This window comes from Bacillus sp. WC2503 (genome assembly GCF_052682895.1).
This window is the reverse complement of record NZ_JBQYMD010000001.1, coordinates 1,467,267-1,487,604: the sequence shown is the minus strand read 5'-3', so window position 1 is coordinate 1,487,604 and position 20,338 is coordinate 1,467,267. Positions and strand designations below refer to the sequence as shown.

Annotated in this window: 17 protein-coding genes, 1 pseudogene and 3 other annotated features (1 of these 21 running past the window's edge); of the genes and pseudogenes, 5 read left to right on the top strand and 13 right to left on the bottom strand. The window is 34.5% G+C overall.

Features of this window, described 5'->3' with window-relative positions; all coding sequences use genetic code 11:
- On the bottom strand, positions 1-636 hold the full coding sequence (locus ACUN26_RS07845) for an HAD family hydrolase (RefSeq protein ID WP_001174984.1): 636 nt from the start codon (positions 634-636) through the stop codon (positions 1-3).
- A gap of 106 nt (positions 637-742) precedes the next feature.
- Complete coding sequence (locus ACUN26_RS07840; protein WP_001134417.1) at positions 743-1,330, bottom strand: YpjP family protein; 588 nt, start codon at positions 1,328-1,330, stop codon at positions 743-745.
- Positions 1,331-1,961: 631 nt separating this feature from the next.
- Here ACUN26_RS07840 and ACUN26_RS07835 point away from each other — a divergent pair.
- A complete protein-coding gene (locus tag ACUN26_RS07835) occupies positions 1,962-2,393 on the top strand; it encodes a GNAT family N-acetyltransferase (RefSeq protein ID WP_000009794.1) in 432 nt (143 codons plus the stop codon).
- Between the two features lie 29 nt (positions 2,394-2,422).
- Positions 2,423-2,950, top strand: a complete 528-nt coding sequence (locus ACUN26_RS07830) for an HAD-IIIA family hydrolase (protein ID WP_000181775.1) — start codon at positions 2,423-2,425, stop codon at positions 2,948-2,950.
- A 56-nt stretch (positions 2,951-3,006) separates the two neighbouring features.
- Here the strand turns inward: ACUN26_RS07830 and ACUN26_RS07825 are convergent, their stop codons facing one another.
- The 6 genes and pseudogenes from ACUN26_RS07825 to ACUN26_RS07800 all read right to left on the bottom strand — a co-directional run bounded on the left by ACUN26_RS07825 (position 3,007) and on the right by ACUN26_RS07800 (position 8,448).
- Entirely contained in the window at positions 3,007-3,447 is a 441-nt protein-coding gene (locus ACUN26_RS07825; protein WP_001223858.1) for a GNAT family N-acetyltransferase, read from the bottom strand.
- A complete protein-coding gene (locus tag ACUN26_RS07820; protein ID WP_000493241.1) occupies positions 3,444-3,917 on the bottom strand; it encodes an SAM-dependent methyltransferase in 474 nt (157 codons plus the stop codon). The genes ACUN26_RS07825 and ACUN26_RS07820 overlap by 4 nt, the downstream gene beginning before the upstream one ends.
- Before the next feature lie 87 nt (positions 3,918-4,004).
- Positions 4,005-4,703 carry an aspartate/glutamate racemase family protein gene (locus tag ACUN26_RS07815; protein ID WP_000848585.1) on the bottom strand — a complete coding sequence of 233 codons (699 nt, stop codon included), beginning with the start codon at positions 4,701-4,703 and terminating at the stop codon, positions 4,005-4,007.
- A 146-nt stretch (positions 4,704-4,849) separates the two neighbouring features.
- Entirely contained in the window at positions 4,850-6,052 is a 1,203-nt protein-coding gene (locus tag ACUN26_RS07810) for an iron-containing alcohol dehydrogenase (RefSeq protein WP_001158490.1), read from the bottom strand.
- A gap of 86 nt (positions 6,053-6,138) precedes the next feature.
- Positions 6,139-7,578 (bottom strand): GntP family permease, encoded by a 1,440-nt coding sequence (locus ACUN26_RS07805; protein WP_000424323.1) that lies wholly within the window; start codon positions 7,576-7,578, stop codon positions 6,139-6,141.
- 204 nt (positions 7,579-7,782) lie between these two features.
- A pseudogene (locus ACUN26_RS07800) lies at positions 7,783-8,448 on the bottom strand (HAD family hydrolase).
- Positions 8,449-8,642: 194 nt separating this feature from the next.
- On the opposite strand from ACUN26_RS07800, the gene ACUN26_RS07795 reads away from it, so the two are divergent.
- On the top strand, positions 8,643-9,440 hold the full coding sequence (locus ACUN26_RS07795; protein ID WP_000028917.1) for a lipid II flippase family protein: 798 nt from the start codon (positions 8,643-8,645) through the stop codon (positions 9,438-9,440).
- A 24-nt stretch (positions 9,441-9,464) separates the two neighbouring features.
- Positions 9,465-10,040, top strand: a complete 576-nt coding sequence (locus ACUN26_RS07790; RefSeq protein WP_000701724.1) for a nucleotidyltransferase family protein — start codon at positions 9,465-9,467, stop codon at positions 10,038-10,040.
- 36 nt (positions 10,041-10,076) lie between these two features.
- Here ACUN26_RS07790 and ACUN26_RS07785 read toward each other — a convergent pair whose 3' ends face one another.
- The 3 genes from ACUN26_RS07785 to aspS form a co-directional block, all read right to left on the bottom strand.
- The gene (locus ACUN26_RS07785; protein ID WP_000584212.1) at positions 10,077-10,991 is read right to left on the bottom strand and encodes an alpha/beta fold hydrolase; all 915 of its coding nucleotides are present in this window, start codon (positions 10,989-10,991) and stop codon (positions 10,077-10,079) included.
- A gap of 36 nt (positions 10,992-11,027) precedes the next feature.
- Positions 11,028-12,368, bottom strand: coding sequence for a sodium-dependent transporter (locus ACUN26_RS07780; protein WP_000814552.1), 1,341 nt, complete (start codon positions 12,366-12,368; stop codon positions 11,028-11,030).
- 117 nt (positions 12,369-12,485) lie between these two features.
- Positions 12,486-12,734: a binding site (T-box leader), on the bottom strand.
- Positions 12,735-12,903: 169 nt separating this feature from the next.
- Positions 12,904-14,202, bottom strand: coding sequence for an aspartate--tRNA(Asn) ligase (gene aspS / locus ACUN26_RS07775; protein ID WP_000529817.1), 1,299 nt, complete (start codon positions 14,200-14,202; stop codon positions 12,904-12,906).
- 105 nt (positions 14,203-14,307) lie between these two features.
- Positions 14,308-14,520, bottom strand: a binding site (T-box leader).
- A 221-nt stretch (positions 14,521-14,741) separates the two neighbouring features.
- Here aspS and ACUN26_RS07770 point away from each other — a divergent pair.
- The gene (locus ACUN26_RS07770; RefSeq protein WP_000709329.1) at positions 14,742-15,221 is read left to right on the top strand and encodes a hypothetical protein; all 480 of its coding nucleotides are present in this window, start codon (positions 14,742-14,744) and stop codon (positions 15,219-15,221) included.
- Positions 15,222-15,329: 108 nt separating this feature from the next.
- Here ACUN26_RS07770 and ACUN26_RS07765 read toward each other — a convergent pair whose 3' ends face one another.
- Together ACUN26_RS07765 and ileS are read right to left on the bottom strand one after the other, a co-directional pair.
- The gene (locus ACUN26_RS07765) at positions 15,330-16,838 is read right to left on the bottom strand and encodes a M36 family metallopeptidase (protein ID WP_000932729.1); all 1,509 of its coding nucleotides are present in this window, start codon (positions 16,836-16,838) and stop codon (positions 15,330-15,332) included.
- Positions 16,839-17,177: 339 nt separating this feature from the next.
- A complete protein-coding gene (gene ileS, locus ACUN26_RS07760; protein WP_000754889.1) occupies positions 17,178-20,279 on the bottom strand; it encodes an isoleucine--tRNA ligase in 3,102 nt (1,033 codons plus the stop codon).
- A 54-nt stretch (positions 20,280-20,333) separates the two neighbouring features.
- Positions 20,334-20,338 (bottom strand) — a binding site (T-box leader); it runs 235 nt beyond the window's last position.

The following is a 20,338-nucleotide window of genomic DNA, read 5'->3' as shown; positions in this document are numbered from 1 at the left end:
TTAAGAATGTGCCCCTTGTACGACTTGTACAATTTCCATAGGCGTATGAACCATATAATCTGGTGCATCTTTTTTCACTGTTTCAATGACATCATATCCCCAAGATACCCAAATTACGTTCACACCAGCCTTTTTACACGCTGCTACATCTCGCTGTTCATCACCGACATATAACATTTCTTGCTCTGTTATTTTTTTTGATTTTAAAAACCTTTTTATCATTTTGTCTTTACCGAACAAATTTTTAGAACAATACACTTCTTGAATATTTTCGATACCATTATTATGTAAAAACGCTCGAATATGCTCTTCTGAGTTAGAGGATATGACGGCAATCCCGTAGCCTTTTTTATGTAATTCATCTAATACATCCTTCATCCCATGGAACAAAACGAGATCTTTTATAGCTGGTTGATATAATTTATAAAACTCTAACGCTAATATCGGTAGTTTATACAGTGGTACATCGAGTTGCTTACATCTCTCGGGCATCGTTAATTTACGTAAATGCTCAATTTCTTCTTCCCTTACTGTTTTATAACCATGCTTTTCAGCTATTTGATTATAGATCGGTACAAATATATTTTGTGAATCTACTAATGTGCCATCAAAGTCAAAAACAATATATTTTTGCATTTCCATACTCCCTTTTCTTCTTTTTTCCTAAACATATGTTATTCAACAACATAGTTGTCTTACCCTTTTATCAACAAAAAAAGAACAAGATTTTCTCTTGTTCTTTTTAAGAAAGCCATTTTGGCGGTACATTCGTATTCCAATAAATATTTCCTAGTTCATGATGTCCAGAGTATCCATCATCAAAACGATGATAATGGAAATTGAAATAATAACCATCTTGCGGTGGATGATCTCTTCTTACATGAAATCGTAGTAAGTCATTTCCAGATTTCGTATCGTAAACGTGAAAAATCTTTTCATTATTTCCACCAGCGGGTTTCTGAGAAATCGATAATGATTGCAACGACTCCTCTGGAACATCATTTGCAAGCTCAGCAATTGCCTCTTCAATTTTCGGTAATATTACATCTTTAAACTCATCTTCAATTACTGGACCAATTTTAGTTCCAAACTTTTGCATCGACTGCTTCTCTGCTTCTTGCATTGCATAAGTAATAAAAGTATCGGTGGTTAACCTGTCATTCGTTTCTTCATATGTATAGGACGTACTCTCCAAATTTTGTTGCCCAGCTGTACTCGTAGGCTTGTCCGCAGCTTTGGCATTATCAAGCAATATGGAAGGAGGCGTCACTAAACCAAATGTAAATACGGTAATTAATGCGACTAAGGTTTTTCTAAACCAATTTGGCATTTATGTTCCCTCCCCTTTCACTCATTATATTTTATCCCGCATTAACGGGTAAGTAAGACCCCCACCACCTCAAAATTCAGTAAAGGCAAAGAAGTTAGGCAGGGGATCAACTGCCCGTAAAAGCCCGATTGGTGAAGGCTAATAATCAGTGGGGATGAAGAAAACCCCCACTGATTAAAGTTTCACTTTATATAACGGTTGTTTCTTCTATTATACAAAATGATTGTAATTTTTGCACTTTACAATTTTGTTAACGTTCACATATTTTTCACTTGAATATGAAATTGTAAGATTTCATACAATACAATAAAATACAACAACAATAAGGAGGCGACCAAATGACTTTAGATGTCATGTATTCTGCCGCAAGCATACTCGTTTTAGTATATTTTATTTATCAATGTGTGACAGATTAGAAAAAGAGCCATTTTCGGCTCTTTTTCTATGGTAAAAATACAATCCAACCAATCCATACTATAAAAATAATCCCGGCAATTACAGCTGGTAATAAATAAAAATGAAGAAGTATAACTATCTATATATCATTATAAAATATTTATTTTCATAGCAGGAAAAAACATTTTTTAACAGAATATTAAATGTTTGATTACATTTTATTGGAGTGAATAATATGTCTTTTCAAATTCGTGAAGCGACGGTAGATGATATAGATGCACTTTGTTCTTTAACGAAAGAATTAAAAGGTTCCTCTATTTCCTATGAAGATATGAACAACCGCTTGCAATTCGTACAAATGAGTCCTTTTGATTTTTTATATGTTTATGTGGAAGAAGAAACTATATTTGGATTACTCGGGTTTCGTATACGCGAAAATTTAGAAGATGTAACTCGTTATGGAGAAATTTCAATTATTAGCGTCGATTCTACAATACGGCGGAAAGGCATTGGACAGGTGTTAATGGATTATGCAGAACAATTAGCAAAGAAGCATCATTGCATTGGAACATGGCTAGTTAGTGGAACAAAAAGAGTAGAAGCACATCCTTTTTACAAAAAATTAGGTTATGAAGTAAATGGATATCGATTTGTAAAACATTTTTAAACTACTTTTCACTTGAAGGGACTATAAATATGACAAACATTAAAGCAATTTTCATTGATCGTGACGGTACAATTGGCGGCGACACTACAATACATTACCCTGGTTCTTTTACATTATTCCCCTTTACAAAAGCAGCTCTGCAAAAAATAAAAGCTCAAAATATAAAAATTTTCTCTTTCACAAATCAACCAGGTATCGCGGATGGAATAGCGACTGTAGCTGATTTTGTACAAGAATTAAAAGGTTTCGGTTTTGATGATATTTACGTTTGTCCTCACAAACATGGTGATGGTTGTGAATGCCGTAAACCAAGTACAGGCATGCTTCTAAAAGCAGCGGAAAAACATGGGCTTGATTTAACACAATGTGCTGTAGTTGGTGATCGTTGGACTGATATTGTGGCAGGTGAAAAAGTGAATGCGACAACAATATTAGTACGAACAGGCGCTGGATACGATGCTTTACATACGTACCGAGACAGGTGGGCACATATTGAGCCAAACTACATTGCAGAAAACTTTGAAGATGCAACAAACTGGATATTAAATCAACTATAATACAATTTAAAAGAGACGTTTTCATTTTGAAAACGTCTCTTTTAATCTTACATTTTTTAAAATGTTAATTCATAATGGAAATAACGATTATCTCTTAAATAACCATTTTCAGCGTATAATCGCTGTGCTGATAAATTATCAATCTCTGTTTGTAATTTTACACCTTTTGCGCCATTTTCTAATGCGAATTTTTTAGCAGCTTCTAATAATTTTTTACCTGTTCCAGTTCCGCGCTTCGCGGCTTGTACAAACAGATCATTTAAAATCCATAATTCTTTCATTGAAATGGAAGAAAATGATGGATATAGTTGCGTGAATCCAATATATTCACCGTCTTCAACTGCTACGAAAATAACGGATTCTTTTCTCTCGATACGATTTTGTAAAAATACTTTTGCACCATCTAAATCGGAATCTTGTCGGTAAAACATACGATAGTTATTAAAAACTGATGCTAGTCCATCTAAATCTGCAATTGTTGCCTCATATATTCTCATTTTACTCCATTCCCCTTCCAATACTGTCTCATTATATCCGTTACCCATTTAGGCTGTAGAATTTCTTCTTTCGGCATAAACTCTTTCATTACCGGCTTTATATCCAATATAGGGGTGCCATCAATAGCATCTAATCCCTCAACAATAATTGATTTACCGTCTCTTTTTATCACTTTTACAATTGTTACACCTAAGCGATTCGGGCGATTTTTCCCGCGCTGTGCAAAAATGCCTACTTTAGGATAATCATTATTATTTCTAGGATGTCTAGCAACATATTGAATTTGTTCATCCGTTACTTTATGAAAATAAAAAACAACTTCAATATGAGAAAATTCTTCAATCCCTTGTATACTTTCCTCTGTATACAATTCAGTTAAAGTAATACAGGATCTTACTTCTCCCCATTCGTCATCTTTTATTTCCTTTCTTTCATTATGTACAAATGCGATTGGTTGAACTGAAAACATACGCATCCCCCTTAAATGTAACCACTTACATTATAAAATATTTTCTGAATGTTTTCCACATACACGAACTAAGTTTACATAATATAATTATAATCTATTTTCTAAAGCCACATTTACTGCTTCCATTGCATGTATAAAAGTTGTATCAAATATCGGAACTAATACGTCTTCCTGCTTTATTAATAATCCTATTTCTGTACAACCTAAAATTATTCCCTGTGCTCCTTTTTGCACTAGCTCTTCTATGACTCTTTTATAATATTCTCTAGATTGCGATGTTATTTTTCCTAAACATAATTCTGTATAAATTATTTCATTTAATTTTTCTCTATTTTTTTCTACTGGCACTATTACTTTTATATTATTCTCTTCTATACGTGACTTATAGAAATCTTGCTCCATTGTATATTTCGTTCCAAGTAGACCAATCGTTTGAATACCTTTTCTTTTAATTTCTTTTGCAGTAGTATCAGCAATATGTAATACGGGGATGTTAATATTCTCTTTTATTTTCTCCACTACTTTATGCATTGTATTTGTGCAAATGATTATAAAATCTGCTCCTCCCTTCTGCAATGAATACGCCGCATTCCCTAATACTTCTCCTGCTCCATCCCAATCCCCGTTAGACTGGAATCGTTCAATCTCTTCAAAATCCACACTATTAATCAAACATTTTGCTGAGTGTAATCCTCCTAATTTACTTTTTATCTCTTCATTTAAAATTCGATAATATTCCGAAGTCGATTCCCAACTCATACCACCTATAAGCCCTATCGTTTTCATATATAACACACCTACCTAAACTTTTTTCTAAACTAATAACAATGTTTTATTATGTATATTATACACAATAAAACAAGACTTTAAGTTTATAATATAAAGTCTTGTTTTAACTATTTCCAAGGAAATTTTATGTGAATATTCTGAAATTAACTCCCTAATGTTTTTATAGAATTTTCATATTGATAATTAAAACATTGTCGATACAACTGTTTAATTTCATTATAAGAAGGAACTCGCGGATTATTTCCTGGGCTACCACTTTCAATTGCATCTGAGGCCATTTTTGAAATAGCATTTTCAAATTCAACCTCACCGATTCCGTATTCTTTTAAATTTGGAATACGAAGATCAAAACAAAGTTTTTTTATTTCCCTCAGCGTATAATCGGCTACTTCTTCATCACAATAGGAATACATATCTTTATTTAAACAACGTCCAATTTCCGCTAGTCTTTTTGTTGCACTCACTTTTGTATATTCTAAAACTGTGGGTAATAGTATTGCATTTGATATACCATGTGGTACATGAAATAACGCCCCTACTGGTCTTGACATTCCATGAACTAATGTAACAGATGCATTTGAGAATGCAATTCCAGCTTGTAATGAAGCGATCATCATTGCTTCCCTTGCTTCCATATTACCTCCATCTTCATATACAATACGTAAATATTTCATAATACTTTCAATAGCCGAAAGAGCAAGTACATCTGTAAGTGGTTGAGAAAATTTAGAAATATATGCTTCAATTGCATGGCATAATGCATCTATACCTGTCGCTGCCGTAATATGAGGTGGTACCGAACTTGTTAATATCGGGTCAATAATCGCTACTTGCGGGGTAAAACTCGGATGCTTCATCATCATTTTTACATCTGTTTTTTTATTCGTAATTACTGCTACACTTGTTACTTCTGACCCAGTACCTGAAGTTGTTGGAATTGCAATGAGTGGTAGTGGATCATTTTCTATTTCAACATCTTTTTGGACGTAATATTCAATTGCTCCACCATTAGTATATAACACCGCTACTGCTTTCGCAGCATCAATACAACTTCCACCACCAATACCGATAATAAAATCACACTTCCCTTCTTTACAAATCGTTAACGCTTCTAATACGTGTAAATTTGTAGGCTCAGCATTCACTTTATTATATGTAATAACAGTAATCCCTTTCTTATTTAGCTGTTTTATGCACCTTTCAACATACCCTAATTTCTCCATAATTGTATCAGTAACTATAAAAGCTCTTTTCCCAAACTTCTTTGATTGTTCCCCCAGCTTTTCAATCGAATTTCTTCCATATAGTACAGACTTCGGCATACGAAACTCAGCAACTTCTTGCAAATACTCCACCCCTTCTTACCCTTATTAATGTTTAGTTTATAAAATATCAACTAAATAAACCTTTACAATTCATATAGTATCTATTTTTAATAAATTCCTGTAATAGTATAGAATGCGATAACTAAAAACACAGCAAGCGTTTTCAAAACTGTAATAGCAAATATATCTTTATATGACTGTTTATGTGTTAAACCTGTTACTGTAAGAATAGTAATAATAGCCCCGTTATGTGGTAATGTATCCATTCCTCCTGATGCCATTGATACGATACGGTGCATAACTTCTAATGGGATATCAAATTGATTGGCTGCTGCAATAAATTTATCCCCCATCGCACTTAAAACAATCCCCATTCCTCCTGATGCAGAACCTGTAATACCGGCTAAAATATTCGTCGTTACCGCTCCATTCACTAAAGGATTTGTGAACGTTGCAGAAATGCCATCTCTCATAATTGCAAAACCTGGAAGTGCTGCAATGACACCACCGAAACCAAATTCTGCTCCAGTGTTCATTGTTGCAAGTAGTGCTCCACCAATACTTGTATTCAATCCAGCTTGAAATCCTGTTACTACCCGTCTCCAGTATAATAAAAGAGTTGTTAAAATTCCTATTATAAGTGCCAATTCTACAGACCATATTCCAACTACCGCACTCAATTCTACTTTTCCAAATGCTTTCATACCAATTGCTGAAAAGTCAAAACCGTTCGGATACCACTTCGGTATCATAATAGTAAACACTTTATTCATTACACCTACTAAAATAAGTGGTATAAAAGCAATAAGTTGTTGTGCCCTCGTAATTTCTAAACTATTTAACAGCGGTATTTCTTTCTGCTCTAATTCCAAAGATGCTGCCATTTCAGTATTCCCATCGTTAAAACCAAAATATCCTTCACCTGCTGCTTTTGCCTTCTTACGCCTACTCTCTAAATATAATAAACCTAACGTGAGTACAAAAATTGCCCCTACAATACCAAGTATCGGTGCAGCATAAATATCCGTTTTAAAAAATGTTGTAGGTATTACATTTTGAATTTGTGGTGATCCAGGGAGCGCATCCATTGTAAATGTTACTGCTCCAAGGACAATTGTTCCAGGTATTAAGCGTTTTGGAATATTAGCTTGTCGAAAAAGCTTAGCTGCAAACGGAAATATAGCAAATACCACTACATATACACTAACACCACTATATGTTAAAATAGCACCCATTAAAACAATCGCTAAAATTGTACGTTTTTCTCCAACCAACTCTACAATCGTCTTTGCAATAGAATCAGCAATTCCTGACATTTCTACTACTTTCCCAAAAATTGCTCCAAGTAAAAACACCGGGAAATATAGTTTAATAAACCCTACCATTTTCTCCATAAAAATATTAGAAAAGAAAGGTAATACAAAACTAGGTTCTGTCAAAAATACCGCAAATAATGCAAAAATTGGTGCAAATAAAATAACAGAAAACCCTCTATAAGCTACAAACATAAGTAAGCTAAGTGCTAATAATATAATAACTAGCTCCAATTATACCCCTCCTTTAAACTGAAAATTCAATCTTTTATTGATAAACTTCTACTAATCTTTCATTTCTGACATCCCTCCTCTAATTCATACAAATTTTTCATACTAAAATGTCTAATTATACATATTCGATTACATATGAAAAATCCCTTTAAACAGAAACGATTTCATCGTCATACGTTATAAAGGGATTGTTAGTCTCTATTTTTATTTTTTTATTAAACTATTTTCTATACAAAAATGGTGTAGTTCTTCTATATCCTTCGCTATATGAGTCGAACTAACTTCAATCAACTCATTTTCACTACCATAGCCATATAAAACACCAATTGAAGCAATTCCATTATGATTTGCACCTATTATATCGTGCTTTCTATCTCCAATCATAACAACTTCCTCTTTATTAAGTCCTTCATTCTGAAGTAAAATATGTGCAATTATTTCTTCTTTTTTTATTCTTGTTCCATTTAAATTACTTCCAATGATATCTTCAAAATAATTCGTTAGTTGAAAATGCTCTATTACTTGTCTAGCAAAAATAGTAGGCTTTGAAGTAGCTATAAATAAACGATTTCCGTTATCTTTTAATTGTTTTAGGAGATTTGGAATACCCTCGTATACACTATTCTCCAACAACCCACGTTGCTTTAAATATTCCCTGAAATAAAAAACAGCTCGTTCAACTTCTCCTTCATTCATATTATATCTCTCTACGAATGATTACTGAATAGGAGGACCAATAAATGAATCTAACTCACTTATATGTAATTCTTCAATTCCAACCTTTTCTAACGCGTACAAAACTGAATTTACAATCCCCTTTTTAGGATCCGTTACTGTTCCATCTAAATCAAATAAAAATGTTGTATACATATTTAATCCCCCACTCATCCTACTTTACATGTAATACTAAAGGTTTTTTTACTACTCTACCTCTACTATACTACCATTATTTGTTTTTTCAAAAAAATCACTTTTTCTATGTTACATAGTTTCGGTTACATTAGACGGATAGATATGATAAAGTAAGAAAGTTGCAATTAATTCAATAGAAACTGGTGAAACAAATGTCAATTACGTTAATTTTTATAATGGCTTTCACAATTGTCATCCACGCAGTCGAAACTAGTTCTTATAGTATTCGATTAGCTGGTGTTCGTTTAAAAAAGATTGTCGTTGCCTTATCTGTCGTAGGAATGGTATTACTTATTTCAAGAACTTCAAATTTACTACAAGCCTTTTTAATTGGCGGGATTGTCGATGAAGCAAAACGAGATGCTTCTATTAATTTAGAGCATACTATACGACTTGTACTATTATCTGCTTCCATAGGTACCTTACTTGCGATTATTCTTTATCCAACTTTGACAAAACTATTTGGATATGTCATTCAAAACTTTGAAACAGATGGTTCTTTCATTCGAATGATGAAAACAAATAACATTCAAAAATTAAAGTACACAAAAAAATATGTGCGCTTTCCAAGATTTGAAATGATTCATAGATTGCGTATCGGTGGTATCCCAAAGCGTATTATGCTTATTAACATGTTTGCTACTGCAATTTATACAGCAGGTGTTCTTTCTGCCCTTTATGCTTCTTTTCTAAATCCAGATTACGCAACAAATGCAAGTACAGCTTCTGGCCTTGTGAATGGTTTTGCTACTATTTTATTAACAGTATTGCTCGATCCACGCATTGCTCTATTAACAGAGCGTGCTTTACAATCAGAAAATGGTGCTGAATCTATGAGTAAAATGTATGGTTGGTTAATGATATCTAGACTTCTCGGTACTTTACTCGCACAACTGTTGTTCGTACCAGGTGCTTACTGGATTTTATGGATTATTGAACTGATGCATTAATTTACTAGGAAGGTGAATTTATCAATGAAGATACAAACAGAACAAGATGTAATTCGCTTAATAGAAAACGACAAATGGATGATGAACGTATTACACATAGCAAAATCACTAGAGCTACCTGATTGGTGGATTTGCGCCGGTTTTGTTCGTTCTAAACTTTGGGATACTTTGCATAACTACGAAGTAAGAACTGCTACACCGGACGTTGATGTCATCTATTTTGATCCATTACATAAAGACGAGACATATGAACAATCCGTAGAGAAAACACTAACAAATATGGATGCTTCTATACCTTGGTCGGTTAAAAATCAAGCTCGTATGCATGTGGTGAACAACATGCCACCATATTCTTCTTCTATTGATGCTATTTCTAAATTCCCTGAAACAGCAACGGCTTTAGGGGTTACATTAGACGAAAAAAACAATGTTATATTAACAGCTCCGTGCGGTATTGAAGATGTTCTTTCATTACAAGTGAGACCAACAGCTCATTTTCTCGAATCAAAAGGACGTATACATATGTACAAAAACAGAGTTATTAAAAAGAATTGGCAAAGTAAATGGCCTAACATAACAATCACATATCCAGAAATTTAAAAAGGGTGCTTCTCATTAATAGAAGCACCCTTTTCTTCATTTCAAAAAATACATGACTGTTTCTGCGAATCTATCTGCTTCCTCATAATGAGGTGAATGACCGCTCTCTTCAAATGCAATATACTTGCCGTTTCGAGCATCTTTATTAAATATTTCAATTTGTTTTTCACACGTTACTACATCATGTTTTCCTACAAGTAATAACATTGGATTTTGTACATCTTTTATTTTGGATAATAATGATGTATGACATGCGCCTTCTAATTTTAATCTATCAAAATGAATCTTGGAGCGTTTTGAAAATATTTCCCACTCTTGATCACTGTATAAACTCTCATCTGTCCTATCTTCCTTATTATTGTAAATCTCCATTCTTTTTTCTTCTAATTCATCGCTTAATCTTATATAAGCTTCAAGCAACTCTTCGGAACTAGCATTGCTAGATGAATAAGCGATGGACTCTTCTGCTACTTCTTCTTTTCCATACTTTTTTAATAAATCCCCTGTCTTTTGTAACAAAGCTCTACTTGTTAATGCAAAATCAAAAGTTGATCCTTCAAATATTATTTTCTCTATTGAACTTGGATATATCAATGCATATAACAATGCTACATATCCACCGAAAGAATGTCCAATTACAGACCACTTCTCAATTTGCAATACTTTTTTTAGTTCTTCACAATCTTCAATCAAATCATTTAATCCAAAAGCTTCGTCCTCAAGAATTTCTTCTGAGCGACAAACACCTCTTTGATCTATCATAATTACATATAAAGAATCTTTTAAACGTTCCGCTTGATGAAATGAAAAATCATAACAGCTCTCTCCTGGACCGCCGTGCAAGTATAATACAGGCTCACTTTTAGGGTTTCCATGTGCTTCAACATATAACTTCTTCCCTCTAATGTCCATGTATTTCCCTGCTTCTATCAAATTCGCCTTTATAATCATCACCTTCTTTTTTACTGTATATTATAACATTTAATGTTAAATAATTCCTATTACATTTAAAAAGACGATGATGATGGCAAGTGGCGCTACAAACCGAAGTAAAAATGCCCAACAAGTAAATACTTTCTTTCCGTAATTTCCACCTACAAAAAATTCTGCTTCTAGCACCTTCTTTTCCATTTTGAATGATACGAAAATACTAATAAATAGCGCTCCTAGTGGCATTAATATATTACTAGATAAAAAGTCTACCGCATCAAAAATATTCTTACCAAAAATCGTAATATCACTCCATACTCCAAATGATAACGCAGATGGTATACCTACTAAGAAAATACAGAAACCAATGATCCATGATAGTTTCGTTCTTCTTTCTTGTTCACCATTTGCTAATGCTGAAACAACCGTCTCTAGTAGAGAAAACGCCGATGTTAATGTGGCAAATGTAAATAGCGCAAGAAATACCGTTAAGAACAATCCGCCAAATGGAATTTGACTAAATACAGATGGTAATACGATAAATAGCAATCCAGGCCCTTCCGTCGGCTCCATTCCTAATGAAAATACTGCTGGAAAAATTGCAAGACCTGCAAATAAAGAAACGAATAAATTCAATCCAACAATTGTTATTGCTGATTTTGGTAAACTTTCTTTTTTATTTAAATAGGAACTATACGTAACCATAATTGATATTCCGATACTAATCGCAAAGAACGATTGGCCCATTGCGAACAAAATACTTTCTGAAGTAATCTTTGAGAAATCTGGTTGTAAGAAAAACTTCACACCTTGCATTGCATTATCCAATGTTAATGAACGAATAATAAGGGCGACAAATAAAACGAACAATGCTGGTAACATATATTTACTTGCTTTTTCAATTCCGTTTTGTACACCTTTTGATACAACCCATATCGTAATGAACATAAAAGCGAAATGTCCAGTAATAGCCCAAGCGGGATTTCCAATTGTTTCAGTAAATAATGCACCGTAATTTTGTCCCGGAGTAATAAGTTGTCCAGTTACTCCTCTAAATAAATAAATCAATACCCATCCACCTACAACACTATAAAACGAAAGTAATATAAAACACGTTCCAACGCCAAGGCGTCCAATCCAGTGCCACCCTGTATTTGGTGCAATACTTTTAAATGCGCCAACTGCTTGTTTCTGTGTACTGCGTCCAATCATAAATTCAGCTATTAATAGTGGTAGTCCAATTAACACAGTAAATAATATAAAAATTAAAAAGAATGCTCCTCCCCCGCTCTTCCCAGCGATATAAGGAAACTTCCATATTGCGCCTAATCCAATTGCTGATCCTGCTGCAGCCATTATAAATCCTAATTTCGAAGTCCATTGCTCCGTCTGTTTCATCTTATTTTCCTCCTAATTAAATCTTTTTATACAAATAATTAAATTTTATATACCTATCCGAATAAACCCTCCATTTCTTTTTCTATAAAATAAAAAATGGCTCAGCATCTCTTTATAAAAAGAGACGCTAAGCCATTTACTTAACGCGGTACCACCCTTATTGATTCCATTATGAATCCACCTTAGTAGTAATCGTTTGATTACAAACCTAATATCGAAGGTTAACCGTTAAGATTTACTAAGAATGTAATTCCGTTCCACCTTACTGCTCCTAGGCGAGTTCAGGATGTCATTTGACTATGTCGCACCAACCCATAGCTCTCTGCACAAATACATGACCTTACTACTCCTATTCAACACATTTTAATATTTAGAATATATTTTCTTTTGAAATTAATATGAAGTATATCGGTTATATTTATAACTGTCAAGGTATATATTAATTTTTTTGTCGAAAAGATTTTTTATAAACTTTCAATGTAAAAATAAAAGAACATTAAAAAAGAATCTTCGCGATAATCGCGAAGGTTCTTTTTTATGGTGTAAGACGTGTACAATCTCTCGGAAAAGCACTCGCCTCTCGTACGTTCGTTAATTCTAAAAGTTTATATACAATCCTTTCTAGCCCAATGCCGAAACCGCCATGCGGTGGACAACCGTATCGGAATGTATTTAAATAAGATTGAAATTTCTCTGGGTGTAATCCTTTTTCTTTAAAAGATGCGAGTAATAGATCATAATTATGAATTCGCTGTGCTCCTGATGTTATTTCTAATCCTTTATATAGTAAGTCGAACGAATCAGTAATAGATGGATTCTCGTTATTCGGCATCGTATACATCGGTCTCGCTTCTTTCGGATAATGTGTAATGAAAACAAATTCACTATTATATGTTTCTTTCACATATTTCCCTAGTAACTTTTCACCTTCTGTATCTAAATCTCCAATCGGTGATTCTTTCCGGTACTTACTTTTCAAAATCTCTTGTGCTTCTGACAATGTAATTTTCGGTATTTCAGTAATGACAGGTACTTCTATTTGTAATTGTTGTAGTTCTTTCTCACATGTTTCTCCTACTTGCTGAAACATATATCGTAAAACATCCGTTTCTAATTGCATCACTTCATGAAAATCATCGATAAATCCAAGCTCTACGTCTAACGATATATATTCATTCAAATGACGGGAAGAGTTGTGATGTTCCGCTCTGTAAACAGGTGCAATTTCAAAAACACGTTCCAATCCTCCCGCTACCGTCATTTGTTTATAAAACTGTGGTGATTGAGCTAAATAAGCTTCTTTTTGGAAATATGGAAGCTTAAAAACATTCGCTCCTCCTTCTGCCCCTTGTGAAACAATTTTCGGCGTAAATATACGTATGAAATCGTTCTCTGTTAAATAGTCACTAAAACTTTGAGCGAGTGTAGCTTTCACTTTAAATATCGCCGCGGTTCGCTCATGTCTTAACGATAATACTCGTTCATTCAATAGTTGATCTAAACCAACTTGTAATTTCTTTTTATTTAATTCAAATGGAAGTTGTTCTGCACCATTTAATACTTTCACTTCATGAGCAAGTACTTCAACCCCTAATTCTGTTTTCGAAGTCTCTACAATTTCACCAACTATTTGAACGACACTTTCTACATCAACCTTGTATCCAGCTAACTTGTTTTCTAATACACATTGAATAACTCCCTTTCGGTCCCGTAATAATAAAAAACTAACATTACCTAGATGACGGATCTTTTTTACCCACCCTTGTAAGAGTACCACTTTTCCAACATGCTCTGTACTCGCTTGAGTGAGTGAACGCTTCATTATTTGCCCCATTATATTTCCCTCCAATAGTTTTCATTTTATTTACGTTATTGTTGTCATCGTCGTCATCCACGTTCACTCACCTCCTTTCAAAGAATACAAAAATCCGCCCCTAGAAATAGGGACGGATTTTTTCCGCGGTACCACCCAAATTGTCACAATGACCATCTTAGCCCTGATAACGGTAGGTACCGTTTGCTTTTACTAATAATCACGTTCAAAGCAACACTCACAGGTGTCTTTCCATCATGCGGTATCGCAATCTTCCCAGCAACCGATTGCTCTCTGTAGACCTTTGCATCATGTACTTTTCCTGATCATCACTTTTTATATTTACAGAGTATTCTATCTCTTTATTTTATAAAACGCAAGCCTTTTTATTTAAGATTCTTCATCTACCGTTATATATGCGTATTTTTCATGTTCTATTATTATTTTCCCATTTAGATTTACACTAGTCTTTTTCACGCTCTATATACATTTCCATTTTATTACATAATTTACATGTTTCCCACGCATATTAATAGCAAAATTGTAGCGGAGGTGTACATATGAAAAAAGCAATTAGTTTCTTTCTCCTTTTGTTATGCCAAATTGTAGTAAATGAAACGTACGCATATTCACCAAAATCTTTACCAATCTCTCAACATTCTAATCAATGGCAAGTGAATATTGATGAAGTGAAAAAAACGAGTAAAAAATTGTTGCAACCTAAAAAAGGTGTATTTCAAACATATTATTTCTCTGTAAAAAATCTCGGAAAAAGCGAAGTGTATAACGTACAAGTTGAAGTCTTCCGCAACGAGCCAAATACAAAAACGAAATATGAACTCTTTTCCCTAAAGGAAAGTCGTTTAGCAAGCAACAAAACTGGATTTGAACATGCTAACTTACCTATTTCTACAAAAACAGATGAGGTTGACGTGATTATTACGTGGCAAGAACACCCTTTCCGCTCGATGCGAAACGGTCAAAAAGTTGAGTCTAGAAAATTTAAAGAGCATTTTGTTTTTAAAGAATCTAAAAAGTAAATGAGGCTGCGGATGTATTCACATTATCATTGATATTAATTTATTTACTAGTACCAGTTCTTATGTAAATTAAAAAGTCGTGGCTTATAAACGCCACGACTTTTTATATTAATTCGTACTAATTCCTCTTGCTGCCCAAATACGATCGATATCAGCAGCATGTTGTCCGCCATATAGAAGAGCATCCGCTTGCTTAATTGCTTTTGCTCCATCACGGAATTTAGCATTTGGCGTTAATGACCAATGTGATTGTAAAATAATTTTTGTTGCTACATCACGGCCAAAAGCTTGTGCCATTTCGTATTGTCCTTGAGCCCAAATTTCCCCATCATCATGTACTTCATTCGTAATATCTTTCGGATATACTTTATTCGTATCTAATCGGCGTAAGCATGTTGGATCCGAACTAGAATAAGCTGTCGCATCCCATTCTCCAACACATGCTTTTCCGTACCCTGTAGTCGACACTGCATCTTCATAAGTAGCACCTAAGAAATCACCAAATCCTTCTCCCATTGCTCCACCTTCTGGTGAGCTACCGAATCCAGGCACTTGATTGTCTTGAATTGAATGGCCGTATTCATGCGCGATAATACCAGCATCTTCTGCATCATCAACTCCGCCAGTACCGAAAGTTAAAGCTTTCGTTGATGGAGAATAGAATGAGTTATCATCCGTTGTACCATTAACATTTACTTTAATCGAACGATTATTAATATTTTTAAAGCCTAGTCCTTGAATATAGCGCTGCAATGTATCGATATGATAATACGACATAACATCTTCAAAGCTATCATTTGCACGTGTATAGTTAAATTGTAAGTTTGTAGATTTCGTCATCGCTTTTGAAGAAATCGTTACATACTCTCCAATTAAAAATCCTGTTCCATCTAAACCTTTTAACGTAACAGTCTTCAATTGGTTCGTTAGAGCTGTTGAATCTGCATCATTATTATCTTTTAATCCTACTTTACTACCGCTAGATACGACCGGGTTAGGTAAAAATACTTTTCCTGACCCTTCAGCTTTTCGGTTTATATCAACCTTTTTAATTAACTTTCCATTTTCTGCATCAATGAATGTTTCCCATGCACCGAATGGATTATTAGAATGGACTACCACTTTATATACTGGAAGAGCGACACCTTCTTCTACAATATATCCGAATTCTTTTTCTGTAGGAGCCCATAAGTTTTGCTCACTCGCTTCTCCAACATACGCCATTGATTTTTGTATTGCATCTTTTTCACTAATTTTTGTCGTTACTTCTTTCACACCTGTAACAGGTTGATAATCAGAAACAGCAAGTACTCCTTTTCCCTCTCCGTTAAGAGTAACCGTAATTTGTTTTGAAAATACAGGCGCGCCATTTACTACTTGTTGGAACCTAACATATGAAGCTACTGACGTTTCTGTTGTAGAAATATATTGCAAGTCTGAAAGATCGGGCTTTAATCCATACTGATTGGCATTCCCTTTTAAATATTCAACTGCTTTTTTCTGTGGTGAATAAGCTTCTACCTTTACTTGCTTCTTTTCCAATGCGGAAACTGTAGAAATCGTCCCCATTACTAATGGTACAGTCATTGCCATTGCCACCATTTTTTTGTTTAACATAAAACCACTCCCCCTAATAAATTGAAACCTTTACCCCATTCCTATAAGGCTATTACTGTCGACAAGTAACGAAATAAAGTGAATCTACGAGTAATTCTATACGAGCAATTCTATTACCTTTACATTTTGGGTAAGTGAAATTTTCTCAATATTTATGTGTAAAACGAAAACAATACTTTAGAAATATATTTCTTTATCAATTCTTTCAACCTTATACTTTTAAAATATGAAGAAAGAAATGTTCCAGTGTCCCTATCGAGTGGATTATGAGGAAATCATCCGGTTAATCTCCCTTCATACAAAAAAGGAAGTTGGAATGATTCCAACTTCCTTTTTTCATTAATTAGCCTCGCTTAACTTAATTCGGAGTTTTGTCTCCCCTAAAGAAAGCTCGTCGTCTTCATTCGTTAAGTGGCCAAATGTAAATTGCTTGACGAGTAAGTTTTCTTCCAATAGATGTTTATGATTCGTTAACGTTTGCTGTAGTTCTTCCTCTGCATCAAGAATCACATCAACTCGTAAGTTAACTGGTAAATTCAACTGCTTACGATATTCTTGAACCGCACGAATGAATTCACGAGCTACTCCTTCTTGTAACAATTCTTCCGTTACATTCGTATCTAACATAACCGTATATTGTCCGTTAGTCGTATTAGAGAATCCTGATTTTGCAACTTTCTCAACTAACACATCTTCAGCGGTTACAACCACTTCTTCTCCTGATGTTGCTTCGTAAACTGCTCTTTCTGTTGATACAAATTTTTGTACTTCTTCTTGTGATAATTGTTTTAACCAGCCGTTTACTGCATTCACATTTTTACCGAACTTCGGCCCTGCTGTTTTAAAATTGAGCTTCAATTGATATGATGTATACTTCGTTTCATCCAGTTCAACATGGAATGCTTTCACATTTAGCTCATCCATTACAATATCGCGATAAGATTCCCAATCGATATCATTCTCTTTATGCTCAAGTAATACAAGCTCAGCTAACGGCTGTTTTACTTTTAAAGAATGCTGATTACGGTTACTTCTTCCAAGTTCGACAACTTGTAAAACAGCATCCATTTCCGCTTCTAATTTCGGCTGAAGTAGTGATTCATTTACAACTGGATAATCCGCTAAATGAACGCTACTTCCTTCTAAATTCAGATGAATGTCTTCCGCGACAAACGGTGTAAATGGTGCAATTAATTTACTAATTGTTACAAGCACTTCATGAAGTGTCTCATAGGCAGATGCTTTTTCAGCGTTCATACCAGATTCCCAGAAACGATTACGTGAGCGTCTTACATACCAGTTACTCACTTCATCTACAAGTGCTGCAATTTCACGAGCTGCATTCGTAAATTGATACTCATCAAGTGCTGTTCTCACTTTTTTCGTTGTACTATGCAATCTTGATAATACCCATTCGTCTAATTTCGTAAGCTTTACGTCATACGTTTCTTTCGGATTATACTCATCTAAATTTGCATATAAAACGTAGAAGCTATACACATTGACTAATGTATCTACAAATTTAGATTTCGCTTCCAGTACTGTTCTTTCAGAAAAACGCTTCGCATTCCACGGGGCACTATCAACGAGTAAAGCCCATCTTAGCGCATCTGCACCAAACTTCTCTACTAAATCAACTGGATCTAGTGCATTGCCTTTACTTTTAGACATTTTTTGTCCTTCTTCATCTAAAACATGCCCTAGTGATAACACTCGTTTATACGGCACTTTGCCTGTATATAGTGCTGATACTGCTAATAAACTATAAAACCAGCCGCGTGTTTGATCAATTCCTTCTGCAATAACATCCGCTGGAAACTGCTCTTCAAATAAATCTTTATTTTCAAATGGGTAATGATATTGTGCAAATGGCATAGAACCACTATCAAACCAAACATCGATTACTTCTGGTGTGCGATTCATTGTGCCTCCGCATTTCCCGCAGCAGACTTGCACTTCATCTACATACGGCTTATGCAATTCTAAATCTTCAGGTGTTTCTTTCTTACTATGCTTTCTTAATTCAGCAATGCTTTTCGGTGCGAACTGATGATCGCAACTTTCGCATTCCCATACGTTTAATGGTGTTCCCCAATATCTATTTCGGCTAATATTCCAGTCAACCATATTTTCTAAAAACTTACCAAAACGTCCATGTTTCATATGATCCGGATACCAAGTAACAGAATCATTATTTTTTAAAAATGTATCTTTAATTGCAGTTGTTCGGATTAACCAACTTTCTCCTGCATAATAAAGAAGTGGTGAATCACAACGCCAGCAATGCGGATAACTATGTTCATATTTTTCTTTATGATATAGCAAACCTTCCTTCGCCAAATAACGAACGATATCAACGTCACAATCTTTTACAAATTTACCTTTCAAAAATGGTACTGCATCTGTATACTCACCTTTTCCATCTACAACATGTAGGAACGACAATCCTTCACTTTGAACAACTCTATAATCATCTTCCCCATATGCTGGAGCAATATGAACGAGTCCAGTACCACTATCTGCCGTTACAAAATCCGCTGCAATAACACGGTAACCATTTGTCACTTCTTTCATTGGAAATGGTGCTGTGTAAAATGTATTTACTAATTCTTCACCTTTATGAACAGATAATACTTCATAGTTTTCTTTTAATACTTCTTGTACACGTTCTTTCGCAACAATGTATACATGACCTTCTTGTTTCGCTTTAACGTATTCCATATTTGAATGTACAGCAAGTGCAACATTTGCTGGAAGTGTCCATGGTGTTGTCGTCCAACCTAAGAAATACTCATTTTCACTATTTTCCACTTTAAACTTAACTGTTGCACTTAAATCTTTTACTGTTTTATACCCTTGTGCAACTTCATGTGAACTGAGAGAGGTTTGACAGCTTGGGCAGTACGGTGAAACTCTATGCCCTTTATATAACAAGCCTTTTTCATGAATCGTCCCTAAAATATGCCATACACTTTCGATATATGGATTTTCTAAAGTAACGTATGGATCATCCATATCTACCCAATAACCGATACTTTCAGTGAACTCACGCCACTGCTTTTCATATGTGAATACACTCTCTTTACACTTCTTAATAAATGGCTCAATTCCGTACTCTTCGATTTCATGTTTACCAGAAATACCAAGTTGCTTCTCAACACCTAATTCTACAGGTAAACCGTGTGTATCCCATCCTGCTTTTCTTACTACTTTAAAACCGGCCATCGTTTTATATCTTGCTACTAAATCTTTAATTGCCCGACCAAGTGCATGGCCGACGTGTGGTAAACCGTTCGCCGTTGGTGGTCCTTCATAAAACACAAACGATTGCGCGCCTTCTCGATTCTGAATTGATTGTTCAAAAATGCTCTGTTCGTTCCACTGCTTACGAATACGTGTTTCTCTCCCTACAGCTGACTCTTTTACATCTACTTTCTTCATCTACAATCACTCCTTTGAATGTTTTAAAAGCACACAAAAAACCCGCCCCTATGAAGTAG